This is a genomic window from Nocardioides sp. cx-169 (assembly GCF_021083605.1).
In the GTDB taxonomy this organism is placed as follows: Bacteria; Actinomycetota; Actinomycetes; order Propionibacteriales; family Nocardioidaceae; genus Nocardioides.
The window spans coordinates 226,089-241,229 of the sequence record NZ_JAJNRO010000001.1 but is presented as its reverse complement, the minus strand read 5'-3'; the positions used below and the strand labels follow the sequence as shown (position 1 = coordinate 241,229).

10 protein-coding genes are annotated in these 15,141 nt (G+C 72.9%); 9 read left to right on the top strand and 1 reads right to left on the bottom strand.

Going from position 1 to position 15,141, the window contains the following annotated elements; genetic code table 11:
• Nucleotides 1-36: 36 nt before the first annotated feature.
• Nucleotides 37-1,278, bottom strand: coding sequence for an ROK family protein (locus LRP67_RS01145; RefSeq protein WP_231268255.1), 1,242 nt, complete (start codon nt 1,276-1,278; stop codon nt 37-39).
• A gap of 104 nt (nt 1,279-1,382) precedes the next feature.
• Here LRP67_RS01145 and LRP67_RS01140 point away from each other — a divergent pair, with 104 nt between their 5' ends.
• The 9 genes from LRP67_RS01140 to eboE all read left to right on the top strand — a co-directional run bounded on the left by LRP67_RS01140 (nt 1,383) and on the right by eboE (nt 15,123).
• Nucleotides 1,383-3,545, top strand: coding sequence for an MMPL family transporter (locus tag LRP67_RS01140; protein ID WP_231268253.1), 2,163 nt, complete (start codon nt 1,383-1,385; stop codon nt 3,543-3,545).
• 156 nt (nt 3,546-3,701) lie between these two features.
• Nucleotides 3,702-8,414 carry a family 16 glycoside hydrolase gene (locus tag LRP67_RS01135; protein WP_231268252.1) on the top strand — a complete coding sequence of 1,571 codons (4,713 nt, stop codon included), beginning with the start codon at nt 3,702-3,704 and terminating at the stop codon, nt 8,412-8,414.
• Between the two features lie 53 nt (nt 8,415-8,467).
• Nucleotides 8,468-9,475 carry a sugar phosphate isomerase/epimerase gene (locus LRP67_RS01130; RefSeq protein ID WP_231268249.1) on the top strand — a complete coding sequence of 336 codons (1,008 nt, stop codon included), beginning with the start codon at nt 8,468-8,470 and terminating at the stop codon, nt 9,473-9,475.
• 44 nt (nt 9,476-9,519) lie between these two features.
• Nucleotides 9,520-10,659 (top strand): inositol-3-phosphate synthase, encoded by a 1,140-nt coding sequence (locus tag LRP67_RS01125; protein WP_231268247.1) that lies wholly within the window; start codon nt 9,520-9,522, stop codon nt 10,657-10,659.
• Nucleotides 10,656-11,540, top strand: coding sequence for an SCO3242 family prenyltransferase (locus LRP67_RS01120; RefSeq protein ID WP_231268245.1), 885 nt, complete (start codon nt 10,656-10,658; stop codon nt 11,538-11,540). Before LRP67_RS01125 ends, LRP67_RS01120 begins: the two co-directional genes overlap by 4 nt.
• The gene (locus LRP67_RS01115; protein WP_231268243.1) at nt 11,537-12,406 is read left to right on the top strand and encodes a sugar phosphate isomerase/epimerase; all 870 of its coding nucleotides are present in this window, start codon (nt 11,537-11,539) and stop codon (nt 12,404-12,406) included. Before LRP67_RS01120 ends, LRP67_RS01115 begins: the two co-directional genes overlap by 4 nt.
• A complete protein-coding gene (locus tag LRP67_RS01110; RefSeq protein ID WP_231268241.1) occupies nt 12,403-13,044 on the top strand; it encodes an EboA domain-containing protein in 642 nt (213 codons plus the stop codon). The genes LRP67_RS01115 and LRP67_RS01110 overlap by 4 nt, the downstream gene beginning before the upstream one ends.
• A 1-nt stretch (nt 13,045) precedes the next feature.
• Complete coding sequence (locus LRP67_RS01105) at nt 13,046-13,915, top strand: TatD family hydrolase (protein WP_269210902.1); 870 nt, start codon at nt 13,046-13,048, stop codon at nt 13,913-13,915.
• Nucleotides 13,915-15,123 carry a metabolite traffic protein EboE gene (gene eboE, locus LRP67_RS01100; protein ID WP_231268235.1) on the top strand — a complete coding sequence of 403 codons (1,209 nt, stop codon included), beginning with the start codon at nt 13,915-13,917 and terminating at the stop codon, nt 15,121-15,123. The genes LRP67_RS01105 and eboE overlap by 1 nt, the downstream gene beginning before the upstream one ends.
• The last annotated feature ends 18 nt before the right edge of the window (nt 15,124-15,141 follow it).

Here is a 15,141-nt window from a genome sequence, read left to right as displayed (position 1 = left end):
CGCGAGCGGCGGCGCGCCGAAGAGGCCCGACCCCGGCTACAGCACGACCGCGTGCGCCGGCGGGTTCGCCAGCATCGCGTCCACCGACTGCGGCGCCAGGTACTGCTGCACGGCCATGGTGGCCGCGCCGATGACGCCGGCGTGATCGCCGGTCTGCGCGGGGACGACGATGAGCTCTCCGGTGGCGAGCGGCAGCGAGCGGGCGTAGATGGCCTCGCGCACGCCGGCCAAGAGGCTGGGGGCGCCGCCGCCCAGCGCGCCGCCGAGGACGATGACCGAGGGGTTCATCAGGCTGACGCAGGAGGCGAGCACCTCGCCGATGTCGCGACCGGCGCGGCGGATGGCGGCGACGGCGTCGCGGTCCCCGCGGGAGAGGCGCTCCAGGACGAGCCGGGATGCGTCCGCCCCGCCGAGGTGGTCGGGGTCGAGCTCCTGGGCGATGGTGCGTGAGCTGGCGATCGCTTCCAGGCAGCCGCGGTTGCCGCAGCTGCACAAGGCGCCACCGCCGCGGGGGCTCTGCACGTGGCCGAGGTCGCCCGCGGAGCCCTGGGCGCCGCGGTGCAGGCGCCGGCCACTGATGATGCCCGCGCCGATGCCGGTGGCGATCTTGACGAACACGAGGTGCTCGACCTGCGGATAGACGACGGAGTGCTCGCCGAGAGCCATCAGGTTGACGTCGTTGTCGACGAGGACCGGGACGCCCATGCGCTCGGTGACCCACGCGGCGACGTCGAAGTCGTCCCAGCCGGGCATGATCGGCGGCTTCACCGGGCGACCGGTCTGGTGCTCGACCGGGCCGGGCAGCCCGATGCCGACGCCGGCGAGATCGCTACGGCGCCGCCCCACCTGGGCGAGCAGCCTGTCGGCCACGTCGACGAGCCAGCCGAGGGTCGCCTCGGGCCCGGCGGCGATGTCGAGGTCGCTCAGCTCCTCGGCGAGCACGGTGGCGGTGAGGTCCGTGAGCGCGGCGCGGCCGTGGGTGACCCCGAAGTCGGCGGCCAGCACCAGCTTGGCGCGGGGGTTGAACGCGAAGCGCGTGGGTGGCCGGCCACCGGTGGAGCGGCTCTGACCCGAGGGCTGGAGCAGGCCCACCGAGAGCAGGCCCTCGATGCGGCCGGCGACGGTGGAGCGCGCGAGGCCCGTGAGCTCGATGAGGTCGGCGCGGGTGCGCGGTTGCCCGTCGAGCATCAGGTTGAGCAGATCGCCTCCGCCGGGCGGTGCCGCCGTGGGCATCGGGGTCGCGGCCTCCGCGCTCGCGGCGGGGAGGGTCTGCGTCATGCGCTCATTCTGGCACGCGGAAGGCGGCCAGGGAGCGATACTGTGCGACGCATGGCCCAGTTCTGCCTACCGCGCTGGCAAAAGTGCTCGGGTAGGAGTGCGGTGTGACGGGCAGGGGACGCGTGCTGCCGCGACTGGGTGCCGGGGCCGCCCGGCGGCGCCACTGGGTGCTCGCCGGGTGGGTGCTCGCCACGACGGCCGGAGCGGTCCTGGGCGGATCGGTCTACGACCGGACCGACACCCCGGAGAGCAGTCGCCCGGGGCTGGAGTCGACGGAGGTGGCCGAACGCATCGACGAGCTCGAGCCCGAGGGGGAGTCCGTCGTGGCCGTCATCGCAGGGAGGGAGTTCTTCGCGACCGATCTGGTCAGCCAGGCCAGCCGCATCATGTTCGAGATCCGGGAGATCGACGGGGTCTCGGAGGTGACCGACGCCTACACCTCGGGCGGCGTCATCGGCGACGACGGAGAGAGCTCACTCGTGGTCGTCGAGCTGGAGCGCGGGCTGACCGAGGACGAGGCCCTCTCCGTCGCCGGCGAGGTGGCCGAGGCGTTGCGTGCCATCGACGCACCTCAGGTGCTCGTCGGCGGTGAGCTGCTGGCCGTGCAGGCCTTCGCCGAGCAGGCCATCGCCGACACCGTCCGCGGCGAGCTGATCGCGCTCGGCTTCCTCGCGGTGGCCCTTCTGCTCATCCTCGGCGGGCTGCGCGCCGCCGCGGTCCCGCTGGCCGCGGCCCTCGCCGTCATCACGACCACGCTCCTGGCCCTGACCGCGTTGGCGGACCTCGTCCCCGTCAGCGAGTACGCCGTCAACGTCGTCACGCTGCTCGGCCTCGGGCTCGCCGTCGACTACAGCCTGCTCATGGTCTTCCGGTTCCGCGAGGAGCGGACTGCCGACCGCAAGGCTCCGCTCGATGTGCTGCTCAGCCGGACGACGGCGTCCGCCGGCCGCGCCCTGCTCGTCTCGGGGCTCGCGGTCGCCACCTCGATGCTCGGCCTCTACGTCTTCGCCGACCCGCTGCTGTCGGCCATGGCGCTGGGTGGCCTCCTCGTGGTGGTGCTGGCCACGGTGGCCGGACTCACGCTGGTGCCCGCCCTGATCGCCGTCGCCCACCGCACGGTCCCCGCTCGCGGCGCGCGCACGTGGGTCTGGCGTCGGCCTGCTCGCGCACGGGGAGGCACGGGCGTCCTCGCCGGGCTGGCCGGCTTCGCCCAGCGCCGCCCGATCCTGGTCACGCTGACGGGTGTCGGGGCGCTTCTCGTGCTCGCGGTCCCGGTGCTGCAGCTGCAGCTGGCCAGCTCCGACGCGTCGGCGCTGCCTCCCGGCAGCGAGGAGCGGCGGACCGCCGAGGCGATCGAGGCGGACTTCGACGAGGCCGTGCAGCCGCTCTCGGTCCTCGTCGACGGCGACCCCGAGGTGGCGCAGGTGCAGGGACTCCTCGAGGACCTCGAGGACCTGCCCGGCGCCGACGAGGTCTTCGTGCGCGACGACCTCGACGGCGTCACCTGGCTCGAGGTGGTGCCGGAGGGGCGCCAGGCCGGCCCCGAGGCCCAGGAGCTGGTGCGCGACGTCCGGGCCCTCGGTGGGCTGCCGTTGCTGGTGGGTGGGCCGGCCGCCGAGCTGGTCGACGCCAAGGACGCCACCGTGGACCGGCTGCCGCTCGCGCTGGCCCTCGTGCTGCTCGCGACGTTCGTCCTGCTGCTGGTCCTCACCGGATCCGTCGTCGTCCCGCTCAAGGCTCTCCTGCTCAACCTGCTGACGTTGGCGGCCACCGTCGGGGTGCTCGTGGCGATCTTCCAGTGGGGATGGGGCTCCGGGCTCCTCGGCTTCGAGCCCTGGGGCGCCATCGACCTGACCACGCCCCTGCTGCTCTCCCTCTTCGTCTTCGGCCTCTCCATGGACTACGAGGTCTTCCTGCTCTCGCGCATCAAGGAGGAGTGGGACCGGCGGCACGACGACACGCACGCGGCCAACGACCGCGCCGTCCTCGCGGGGATCACCGCCACCGGCCCGGTCGTCTCGGCCGCCGCGATCTGCATCGGGATCGTCTTCCTCGGCTTCGCGTTCGGCGAGCTGGTGGCGGTCAAGGAGATCGGCGTCGGGATGACGGTCGCCGTCCTGCTCGACGTCACCGTGGTCCGGGGGCTGCTGCTGCCCGCGTCGATGAGCCTGCTGGGCCGCCGCAACTGGTGGCGGCCGTTCGTCCCGCTCGCCACTGCGGCACCGTCGGCCGGGCGTGCGCCCACGCGCCGCGCCGCTCGGAGATAGACGGCCGACCCGGTCTGCCGTGTGCGCGTCCGGGCCATCGGGAGAGCGAAGTCGGAAAGTTTCAACCGAGCACTAGACAAAAGTCGTGCTGCTGTCGTCATAATCGACCTAGCCGCTCGTGTGACGGCCGTCATACCTTCTGGAGGGACGACCTCGGTGTCATCTGCTTCCCACCGCCCGCCCGCCACGCGCGGAGCACATCGGGTCCTCGCCATCGGGCTCGCCGTCGCCACCGCCATGGGGGTCCTGGCCGCGACGGCGGCACCGGGCGCGAGCGCCGGTGCTGCGCAGGTCGTGCCTGTGGGCAATGAGCCGGGCGTCACCATGCGGGTCTTCCACGTGCCCTACAACCTGGAGGAGATCTGCACGCTCAAGGCGGGCCAGACCCCGAATGTCGACCTTCTCAAGCCGACGATCAACTGGACGACGCCTGCCGACTTCGGTGACGCCGGGCGCGAGGACAACTTCATCAGCCACACGCTGGCCGACCTCGACATCGTCACGGCGGGCAGCTACGAGTTCGAGCTGCGCAGTGACGACGGGTCGCGGCTCTCCATCGACGACGAGGTCGTCATCGACCACGACGGTCTCCACGGCGCGGACCCCAAGACCGGCAGCGTCTCGCTGAGCACCGGCAGCCACCGGCTGTTCATCGAGCACTTCGAGGCCGGCGGCGGCCAGCAGGTGACGCTGAGCTGGAAGAAGCCGGGTGACGCGTCGTTCAGCCTCGTCCCGACCTCGGTCCTCTCCACCCCGGAGAAGGTCACCCGCGTGACCGCACCCGGCAACAAGGAGTGCGAGGGCGCGGCGGACTCTCCCGGCGACGGTCTCCAGCTCGACGGTGTCAACCCGGCCTACGGGGTCGTCAACCTGCGCCCGCCGGGCTTCGACCCCAAGGTCACCGGCATGGCCTGGGACGGTGAGGACCTGCTCGTCCTCACCTGGGGAGGCACGGGCGACCCGGTCGACCAGACCTCCGAGGGCAAGCTCTTCCGGCTCACCGGCGTCAAGACCGCCGACGGCCCCGAGGACGTCACCGCCACCGAGCTCGTCGGCGAGCTGCGCGAGCCCCAGGGCGTCGCGGTCGTCGATGTCGACGACGACGGCGAGCCCGAGTACTACGTCAGCGAGAAGGACCAGCTGAGCAAGTTCGTCGACACCGACGGCAACGGTCTGCTCAACGAGCCCAAGTCGGCGCTGTGGAGGGTGCCCACGAGCGGCAACTTCCACGAGTTCGCCTTCGGCCTGCTCCACAAGGGCGGCAAGTTCCACCTCAACCTCTCGGTGTCCATCGACTACGGCGGCGCCACCACCAACCCGCAGGCAGCGGGCAGCATCCGCGGCAACAGCATCACCATCGACGACACCACCGGCGAGATGAAGGTGGTCGCCGGTGGCCTGCGCACCCCCAACGGCATCGGCTGGGGTCCGGAGGGCGACGCCTTCGTGACCGACAACCAGGGCGGCTGGCTGCCGGCGTCGAAGCTCGTGCACGTCAAGCAGGACCGCTTCTTCAACCACATGACCACCCCGGCCGGTCCGTTCCAGGGCAACCCCGTCACCAAGCCGGTGCTGTGGCTGCCGCAGAACGAGATCGCCAACTCGCCGAGCACCCCGGTCCTGGTGCCCGAGGGTCAGCCGTTCGCCGGCCAGATGATGATCGGCGACGTCACCTACGGCGGGCTCCAGCGCGCCTTCCTCGAGAAGGTCGAGGGCGAGTACCAGGGAGCCGTGTTCCGCGGGACCCAGGGACTCGAGGCCGGCGTCAACGAGGTCCTCCTCGGCGACGGCGGCACCATGATCGTCGGCGGCATCGGCGGCGGCGGCAACTGGGAGCAGCCGGGCAAGCTGACCTACGGCCTGCAGAAGCTCGTCCCGACCGGTGTCGCGCCGTTCGAGATGAAGTCCATGGAGGTCGTCGAGGGAGGCTTCAAGGTCACCTACACCCACCCGATCGGTGCGGAGACCCTCGCGTCGCTGCCCGACAAGTACGTCGTCACGCAGTGGGGCTACCGCCCGACCGCCCAGTACGGCGGCCCGAAGATCAACGAGGAGACGCTCGAGGTCACCTCGGCGACCGCCTCCGAGGACGGCCGCACCGTGACCCTGGCGATCGCGGGCCTGCGTCCCGATCGCGTCGTGCACCTGCGCTCCCCACGGCCCTTCGCCGCCGACAGCGGCGAGCAGCTCTACAGCACCGAGGGCTGGTACACGCTGAACAGCTACCCCGGCTACGTGGCTCCCGAACCCCCTGAAGGCGTCTACGAGCAGGAGGACCAGCAGCTCCTCGGCAGCGCCAACGTGCAGAGCGAGCACGCGGGCTACAGCGGCACCGGGTACGTCGGCGGCTTCGACAAGGTCGGCGCGGGCGTCCGCTCCGCGGTCACGGTCGACGCGGCCGGCACCTACGACCTGAGCCTGCGCTACAGCAACGGCCCCCACCCGTTCCAGGGTCCCAAGACCGTCACCCTGGTCGTCAACGGTGAGAGCCAGGTCGTGACCCTGCCCTCCACGGGCACCTGGCAGAGCTACAGCACCTTCCGCCAGGCCGTGGACCTGAGCGCCGGCGCCAACACCGTCGAGATCCGCTACGACGAGGGCAACGACGGCAACGTCAACCTCGACGTGCTCGGCATCGTCTCGCAGGACGGCATCCGCTACGAGGCCGAGGAGGGGCTGCTCAACGGCGGCGCCAGCGCACAGACCGAGCACCCCGGCTACTCCGGCTCGGGCTTCGTCGGCGGCTTCCAGAACGCCGGCGCCAGCGCGCGTCTGAGCGTCAGCACCACCAGCGCCGGCAACCACCCGGTCACGCTCGGCTACGCGGCTGGACCGAACCCCTACGACGGCCCGAAGAGGCTCACCGTCGAGGTCAACGGGGCACCGCGACAGATCACGCTGCCCAGCACGGGCACCTGGCAGACCTGGGGCACCTGGACCGGCGAGCTGCCGCTGCGGGTGGGCGAGAACACCGTCACCTTCCGCTACGACCCGGGCGACGACGGCAACGTCAACCTCGACTACCTCGACGTCAGGCTGCCCGCACCGGTCACGTGTGATCCCACGGGCGAGCCCGACGACCCGTTCGAGGGCGACGCGCTCGACCGCTGCCGCTGGACCAACGTCCTCAACGAGGACGCCGACCGGTATCGCGTGGTCGACGGCAAGCTCGAGATCGACGCCCAGGCCGGTGACCTCAGCGGCGGGCAGACCGACGCCAAGAACGTCATCCTGCAGCCGGTCACCGGCGACGACCCCAGCACCTGGATGGCGGAGACCACCGTCTCGATCGACGGCACCGACGACTACCTCCAGGCCGGCCTGACCGTGTGGGGCAGCACCAGCGACTACGGCAAGGTCATGGTGATGCGTCACCCGACCAACGGGTGGACGACCGAGCTCGCCCGCGTGACCAACGGCAGCCTGCAGTACGCCAACGCGCCGATCACCGCCGGGCAGCAGACCGACATCCGGCTGCGCATGTGGTCCGACGGAGAGCTGCTCCAGGGCGCCTACTCGGTCGACGACGGGGCCACCTGGGTCACGATCGGCGACGGCTGGCGCGCGGGCGGCCTGGCCAACCCGCTGGTCGGCGTCGCCGCCTACAACGGCACCGGCGCCGAGGTCGCCAGGTTCGACGACTTCACCCTGGGTGAGCCGCCGGTGGTCCCCGACCCGCCGGAGACCTGCCGGCCGGTCAGACCGGAGATCGGCTACACCTCGCTCTTCGACGGCACCCGCGCCAGCCTCGAGGACTGGGAGATGGCCGACGGCGGCCGGTTCGTCCGACAGGACGACTGCTCGATCAAGTCGGTGGGAGCGTTCGGCCTGCTCTGGCACACCGAGCCGATCGACTACGCCTACTCGCTCAGGCTCGACTGGATGATGCCCGGCGACGACAACTCCGGTGTCTTCGTCGGGTTCCCCGACCCGGGGACGTCCTCGGGCGGGCCGATCACCCAAGGTCACGAGGTTCAGATCGACCCGAGCGACGACGCCGACAGCACCACGGGCGCGATCTACAACTTCCAGGCCGCCGACGCGCAGGCTCGCGACGCGGCACTCAAGCCCGCCGGCCAGTGGAACGCCTACGAGATCGTGGTCGAGGGAGACCGGATCCGGGTGTACCTCAACGGCACCCTGATCAACGACTTCACCGACACCGACCCCGACCGGATGAACCTGCCCTCCCACATCGGGCTGCAGACCCACGGTGACCAGGACGACGTGTTCTTCCGCAACGTCCGGATCAACAACCTGGAGGAGCCCGACGTCGTCGCCTCCACCGTCACCGCGACGGCGAAGCCCGCCTCGGTGCGGGCGGGTGGTGCGACCGACGTCGCCGTGACGGTGACCGCCGACGGCGCCACGCCGACGGGCCGGGTCACCGTCCGCGACGGCGCCAAGGTGGTCGGCACCGGGACGCTGGCCCGCGGCCGGGCGAGCGTCAGGGTGGGTCCCCTGACCACGGTCGGGACGCGCTCCCTGAGCGTCGCCTACGCCGGTGGCGGCCAGGTGAGCGGCAGCCGGACGGTCGTCCGGGTGGTCGTCACTCCCGCGCCCAAGCCGGTGCTCACCGTCCGCCCGCCCGTGGTGGACGCGGGCAAGACCCGGCGTACCGGCTCGCTCAAGGTCACCTGCCGCCCGGTCGGCGTCCGCTGCGCCGGCACGCTGACCCTCAGGTCGAGCGGCAAGGTCCTCGGCACCGCGCGGATCTCAGTCGCCGGCGGCCGGACCGCCGCCGTCCGGGTGGCGCTCAACCGGCGGGCCCGCGCGCTGCTGGCCGACCGGGCGCGAGTCCAGGCCAGGCTGACCGTCACGCTCAGGGGCGGCGCCCGCTCGACGGTGACGGTCAGGCTCACCCGCTGATCCAGGCACCTCACCCGTCGACCAGAGAGATGCACACTCACCCAGGAGCACACATGCCACGACCGATCACCCTCTTCACCGGCCAGTGGGCCGATCTGCCCTTCGAGGAGGTGGCCCGCCTCGCCTCCGAGTGGGGCTACGACGGCCTCGAGATCGCATGTTGGGGCGACCACCTCGACCCCTGGCAGGCCGCCGAGGACGACGCCTACGTGCAGGCCAAGCTCGACCTGCTGGAGAAGTACCACCTCAGGGTCTACGCGATCTCCAACCACCTGAAGGGCCAGGCCGTCTGCGACGACCCGATCGACGGCCGCCACCAGGCGATGCTGTCCAGCCGGGTGTGGGGAGACGGCGACCCCGAGGGCGTGCGGCAGCGCGCCGCCGAGGAGATGAAGCTGACCGCGCGCACCGCCCAGCGCCTGGGCGTCGAGACGGTGGTCGGGTTCACCGGGTCCGCCATCTGGAAGTACGTCGCGATGTTCCCGCCGGCGACCGAGGAGATGGTCGCGGCGGGCTACCGCGACTTCGCCGACCGCTGGAACCCCATCCTCGACGTGTTCGACGAGTGCGGGGTCCGCTTCGCGCACGAGGTGCACCCCTCCGAGATCGCCTATGACTACTGGACGACGGTGGCCGCGATGGAGGCGATCGGTCACCGCGAGGCGTTCGGCCTGAACTGGGACCCGAGTCACTTCGTGTGGCAGGACCTCGACCCGGTGGGGTTCCTGTGGGACTTCCGCGACCGGATCTACCACGTCGACTGCAAGGACGCGAAGCGCCAGGTCGGCAACGGCCGCAACGGCCGGCTCGGCTCCCACCTGCCGTGGGCCGACCCGCGGCGCGGCTGGGACTTCGTCTCGACCGGCCACGGCGACGTGCCGTGGGAGGCGTGCTTCCGGATGCTCAACACCATCGGCTACGCCGGGCCCATCTCCGTCGAGTGGGAGGACGCCGGGATGGACCGTCTCGTGGGTGCGCCCGAGGCGTTGGAGTTCGTACGCCGGTTGGCCTTCGACCCGCCGGCCGCGGCGTTCGACGCCGCGTTCTCCAGCTCCTCCTGAGGTCGGCACCGCCATCACGACCCACAGACCGCGAGGGAGCAGACATGACGAGGGACCGAGCCGGCACCGACATCCGCACCGGCGTCTGGTTCGTCGGGGCGCGCGGCTCCGTCGCGACGACGGCGGTGATCGGCGCGCTCGGGATCCGGCACCGGCTCGCGCCGACGACCGGCCTCGTGACCGAGCTGGCCGAGCTCGATCCGGTCGGCCTTCCCGACGTCGCCGGCCTGGTCTTCGGGGGCCACGACGTTAGCTCGCGGTCCCTGGCCAAGAAGGCGGAGGCGCTGGTGTCCGGCGGGGTCGTTCCCGCCCGGCTCGTCGACGCGGTGAGGGCCGATCTCGGCGAGGTCGAGGCCGCCCTGAGACCCGGCTACGCCGCGGGTGACGAGCCGGCTGCGGCGGCGATCGAGCGCCTCGCCGCCGACATCCGGGCCTTCCGAGAGCAGCATCGGCTGGCCCGGGTGGTCGTGATCGAGGTGGCCAGCACCCAGGCGCCGGTCGAGGCGCCCGACGACGTACGCAGCGTGGACGACGATCTGCCCATCGGCGCGGTCTACGCCCTCGCCGCGTTCGCGGCCGGGGCGCCGTTCGTGTCGTTCACCCCGAGCCCCTGCCTGCGGCTGCCCGTGGTGCTCGAGGCGGCCGCGCGCACCGGCCTGCCCTATGCGGGCTCCGACGGCAAGACCGGCGAGACGCTGGTGAAGTCGGCTCTCGCGCCGATGTTCACCGTCCGGGCCCTCGAGCTGCGTTCATGGACCTCGGTCAACCTCCTGGGTGGCGGCGACGGGGCCACGCTGGCCGACCCCGAGGCCGCCCGCAGCAAGACCGAGACCAAGCGCAGCGGACTCGACGCCATGGCCGGCCAGGCGGTTCCCGGGCCGATGCACATCGACCAGGTCGAGGACCTGGGGGAGTGGAAGACCGCCTGGGACCACGTGCGCTTCGACGGGTTCCTCGGCACCCGGATGACCCTGCAGTTCACCTGGCAGGGCTGCGACTCGGCGCTGGCCGCACCGTTGGTGCTCGACCTCGCGCGCCTGATCGCCGCGGCCCACGCGGCCGGCCGGTCCGGGGCGCTGGTGGAGCTGGGGTTCTTCTTCAAGGACCCGGTCGGCAGCACCGAGCACCGGCTGGCCGAGCAGTGGCGCGACCTCGTCGCCTGGCGCCGCGGACTGGCCTCGTGAGCGCCTCGCAGCCCTCGGCTCGCGACCTGGTCCGGCTGGTGCGGCTCCCCGCCTCGCTCACGGTCCCCGGCGACGTCTGGTCCGGCGCGGCCCGGCTCGGGGACGACCCCGTGCGCACGGCCGGCGCGATGCCGCTCGCCTCGGTGCTCCTGTACTGCTCGGGCATGGCGCTCAACGACTGGGCCGACCGCGCTGTCGACGCGGTCGAGCGGCCCGAGCGGGTCATCCCGTCCGGACGGGTGGCTCCGGCGACGGCTCTCGGGTTCGCAGCGGCTCTCGGCGCCGCCGGCATCGCCGTGACGGCTGCCGTCGGTGGCCGCCGCGCCCTGCGGCTCAGCGTGCCTCTCGCGGCCCTCGTGGCGACCTACGACCTCCTGGCCAAGGACTCGCCCCTCGGCCCGCTGGTCATGGCCTCGACCCGCGGCCTCGACGTCCTGCTCGGCGCGGCGGCGGCACCGGGCGCGGCAGCCGCTCCGGCACTCGCGGCCACGGTGCACACCGCGGGCGTCACCCTGCTCAGCCGCGGTGAGGTGCACGGCTCGGGTCCGGCGAGCGTGCGGGCGGCGCTCGCGGCTACCGGCGCCGCGGCCGCCCTGCTCGTGACGACGACGCTGAGCGACCCCGACGCTCGACCACGGGACCGGTGGGCGGCCGTCGGCCTCGCTGCGGCGTACGTCGCCCGCGTCGGTGGCGCGCAGGCCCGGGCGGCCGCCCAGCCGGACGGCCCCCGCGTGCGCGCGGCGACGGCCGCCGGCATCGGTGGGCTCACGCTGCTGCAGGCCGGGTGGCTCGCGGCCCGCGGACAGGTCCCCACGGCGCTCGCCGTGGCCGGCGCCGGCCAGCTGCTGCGCCGGGCGGCGCGGGCGGTGAGCCCGACGTGAGCCTGCGTCTGGGCTACGGTCTCAACGGCTTCGCCGGGCACCGCCTCGCCGACGCCTGCGCGGTCGTTGCCTCGCTCGGCTACGAGGGCGTGGGCCTGACCCTCGACCAGCCCCACCTCGACCCGTTCGGCGACCTGCCCCGCCAGATCGCCCACGCCCGCCGGTGTCTCGACGCCCACGACCTGGCCTCCGTGGTGGAGACCGGCTCCCGCTATGTGCTCGACCCCTGGCACAAGCACGAGCCGACCCTGGTCAGCGACGAGGGCCGCGAGCGCCGGGTCGAGCTGCTGCGCCGGGCAGTGCGCATCGCCCACGAGCTGGGCTCCGAGGCGGTCTCGTGCTGGTCGGGCACGGCGCCGCCCGGCGTTGGCGCGTCGGTGCTGTGGCGCCGGGTCGTCGGCGGCCTCGCACCGGTCCTCGACGACGCCGCCGACCTCGGGGTCACGGTCTGCGTCGAGCCGGAGCCGGGAATGTTCCTCGCGACCCTCGACGACGTGCTGGCCCTGCGGTCCCGGTTCGGCGACCCCGAGCACCTGCAGGTCACCCTGGACCTCGGCCACCTGGTCTGCAACGAGCCGCGCACGCCCGCCGAGACCGTGCGCCGCGCGGCGCCGGTGCTCGGCAACGTGCAGGTCGACGACATGGTGCGCGACGTCCACGAGCATCTCGAGCTCGGGACCGGTGAACTCGACCTCGACAGCGTCCTCGGCGCCCTCGAGGCGGTCGGGTATGACGGGCTCGCCTGCGTCGAGCTGCCGCGCCACTCCCACGCCGCACCGACCGTGGCGGCCTCCACCATGGCCGCGCTGAGCTCGTCGCTGGAGCGGATCGGCTCACCGGCCGCGACAGGAGGGCGCACGCGATGACGTCCGTGCGCCCGCTCGTGCGCCCCGCCGAGCTGCGGGCGGCCCTGCTGCCCGACGCGGTGGAGGCTCTCGACGACATGCTGGTCGACCTCGCTGCGGACCCGACGAGGCTGGGCCGGATCTTCCCCGCGGCGGCGCGGCGCACGGCCCGTGGCCAGGTCGCGGGCACCGACCACCGCGTCGAGGACGCCGTCCGGGTCGAGCTGGTCGGTGCCGCGGCGTCGCGGCTCTCGCCACCCGACCTCCTCGCCGAGCTGCAGGCGGTCTATCGCTACGGCGACGCGGACGAGAAGCGTGCCGTGGTGCTGTCGCTCGGAGCCGTCGACGATCAGGGGATCGATGGCTCCGAGGTCCTGCTCGACGCGCTGCGCACCAACGACGTCCGGCTCGTCGCGGCGGCCATGGGGGCGCACGCCGACCGGCTCTCCACGCACGACTGGCGCCACGCCGTCCTGAAGTGCCTCTTCGTCGGCGTCCCCCTGGCCGTCGTGGCCGGGCTCGCCACCCGCGCGGACGACGAGCTGGCCGCCATGGTGCGGCGCTACGTCGAGGAGCGCCGGGCCGCCGGGCGCTCGGTCCCCGAGGACGCCCTCAAGCTGTTGGACCTGATCACTTCGACCACCGTCCAGGAGACCTGAGTTGCGCATCTTCGACCCTCACATCCACATGACCTCGCGGACCACCGACGACTACGAGCGCATGTACGACGCCGGGGTGCGGGCCGTGGTCGAGCCGGCCTTCTGGCTCGGGCAGCCGCGCACCAGCGTGGGCTCGTTCACCGACTACTTCGACGCCCTGGTCGGTTGGGAGCGGTTCCGGGCCGGACAGTTCGGCATCGCCCACCACTGCACGATCGCGCTCAACCCCAAGGAGGCGAACGACCCCCGCTGCGCCGACGTCCTCGACGTCCTGCCCCGCTACCTGGCCAAGGACGGCGTGGTCGCGGTCGGCGAGATCGGCTTCGACTCGATGACCGACGCCGAGGAGGACGCCTTCCGACGCCAGCTGGCGCTCGCCGTGGAGTTCGAGCTCCCCGCGATGGTGCACACCCCCCACCGGGACAAGGAGGGCGGCACCCGTCGCACCCTGGAGCTCGTCGAGGAGTCGTCGCTCGACCCGGGGATGGTCGTCGTCGACCACCTCAACGAGCTGACCGTCGGGCCGGTCGCGGCCAGCGGCTGCTGGAGGGGCTTCTCCATCTACCCCGACACCAAGATGGACCCCGACCGGATGGTGCGCATCCTGCAGGAGCACGGCCTGGACCGGGTGCTGGTCAACTCGGCGGCCGACTGGGGTCGCAGCGACCCCCTGCTCACGCGCAAGACCGGGGAGGCGATGCTCGGGGCCGGCTTCACCGAGGACGACGTCGACCGGGTGCTGTGGCGCAACCCGGTCGCGTTCTTCGCCCAGAGCGGCCGGCTCCTCCTGCCGGAGGACGAGGCCCCGGCCGCCGACCCGTCCTCGACCTTCGAGGGCAACTCGGTGCTGCGCGGCCCGCGGGTCTCCTGATGCGACTGCGGCATCCGGACGGCACCGTGGTCCACCTGGGCTACGGCACCAACGTGCTGCCCGCCGAGGACGTCGAGGGCCTGGTCGCCCAGGCGGTCGGCGCCGGCGAGAGGATCCGTCGCGCCCTGGACGTCGTGCCCGCAGGTGCCCCGACCGGCGGCGTCGTGGGCCTCGGCCTCTGGCTGCCCGCGGCCGCCGCGCACCGGCTCGCCGCCGACCCCGACGGCGTACGCCGCGTGCGGTCGCGGCTCACCGACCACGGTGTCGAGGTGGTCACCGTCAACGCGTTCCCCTTCGCGGCGTTCCAGGACCCGGTCGTCAAGCACGCGGTCTACCACCCGACGTGGGCGGCCCAGGAGCGACTCGACTTCACCCTGGCCGCTGCGCGCGTGCTGGCCGGGCTGCTCCCCGACGACGCCGGCCACGGGTCGATCTCGACCCTTCCGCTGGCCTGGCACACGCCGTGGTCGTCAGAGGACCAGCGGGTCGCCGAGGGCCGCCTCGCCGATCTCTCCGCGGGCCTGGCCCGCCTCGCCGACGAGACCGGGCGGCGGGTGGTGGTCGGCATCGAGCCCGAGCCGGGGTGCGTCATCGAGACCGTCGAGCAGGCCGCCGACCGTCTGGCCGCAGTCGACCGTGAGTGGGTCGGCGTCTGCCTCGACCTGTGCCACCTCGCGGTCGGGTTCGACGACGCCGCCCGAGCACTCGGCGAGCTCAGCGCCGCCGGGCTGCGCGTGGTCAAGGCGCAGCCGGCCTCGGCCCTGGTCGTCGACGATCCCGCCGACCAGGCGTCGCGCCACGCGCTCGCGTCGTACGCCGAGGACCGGTTCCTCCACCAGGTGCGGCAGGCCCGTCCCGTGGGGGTCGGCGGAGTGAGCACGGTCGCGGCCCGCGACGACCTGCCCGACGCACTTCACGGACCCGATCCCCTGGCCACGGACGCGCCATGGCGGGTGCACTTCCACGTGCCGGTGCACGCCGACCCGCGGCCCCCGCTGCGCACCGGTCGGGACGACCTGCGCAGCTCCCTCGCCGCGCTCGTCGGCGGCCCCGCCGCGCACGTGCACCACCTCGAGGTCGAGACCTACACCTGGTCGGTCCTGCCCGGTGGCGCACCGGCCGACGACGACGCCCTGGCCGCCGGGCTCGCCGCCGAGCTCGCGTGGGTGCACGCCGAGCTCGTCGCCCTCGGCCTCGACCCCATCTGACCGCGCCGAGCCCGCCAC

Coding starts and splice junctions, on each gene's coding strand:
- LRP67_RS01145 (WP_231268255.1), bottom strand. CDS start 1,278: ATGACGCAGACCCTCCCCGCCGCGAGCGCGGAGGCCGCGACCCCGATG.
- LRP67_RS01130 (WP_231268249.1), top strand. CDS start 8,468: ATGCCACGACCGATCACCCTCTTCACCGGCCAGTGGGCCGATCTGCCC.
- LRP67_RS01125 (WP_231268247.1), top strand. CDS start 9,520: ATGACGAGGGACCGAGCCGGCACCGACATCCGCACCGGCGTCTGGTTC.
- LRP67_RS01110 (WP_231268241.1), top strand. CDS start 12,403: ATGACGTCCGTGCGCCCGCTCGTGCGCCCCGCCGAGCTGCGGGCGGCC.
- eboE (WP_231268235.1), top strand. CDS start 13,915: ATGCGACTGCGGCATCCGGACGGCACCGTGGTCCACCTGGGCTACGGC.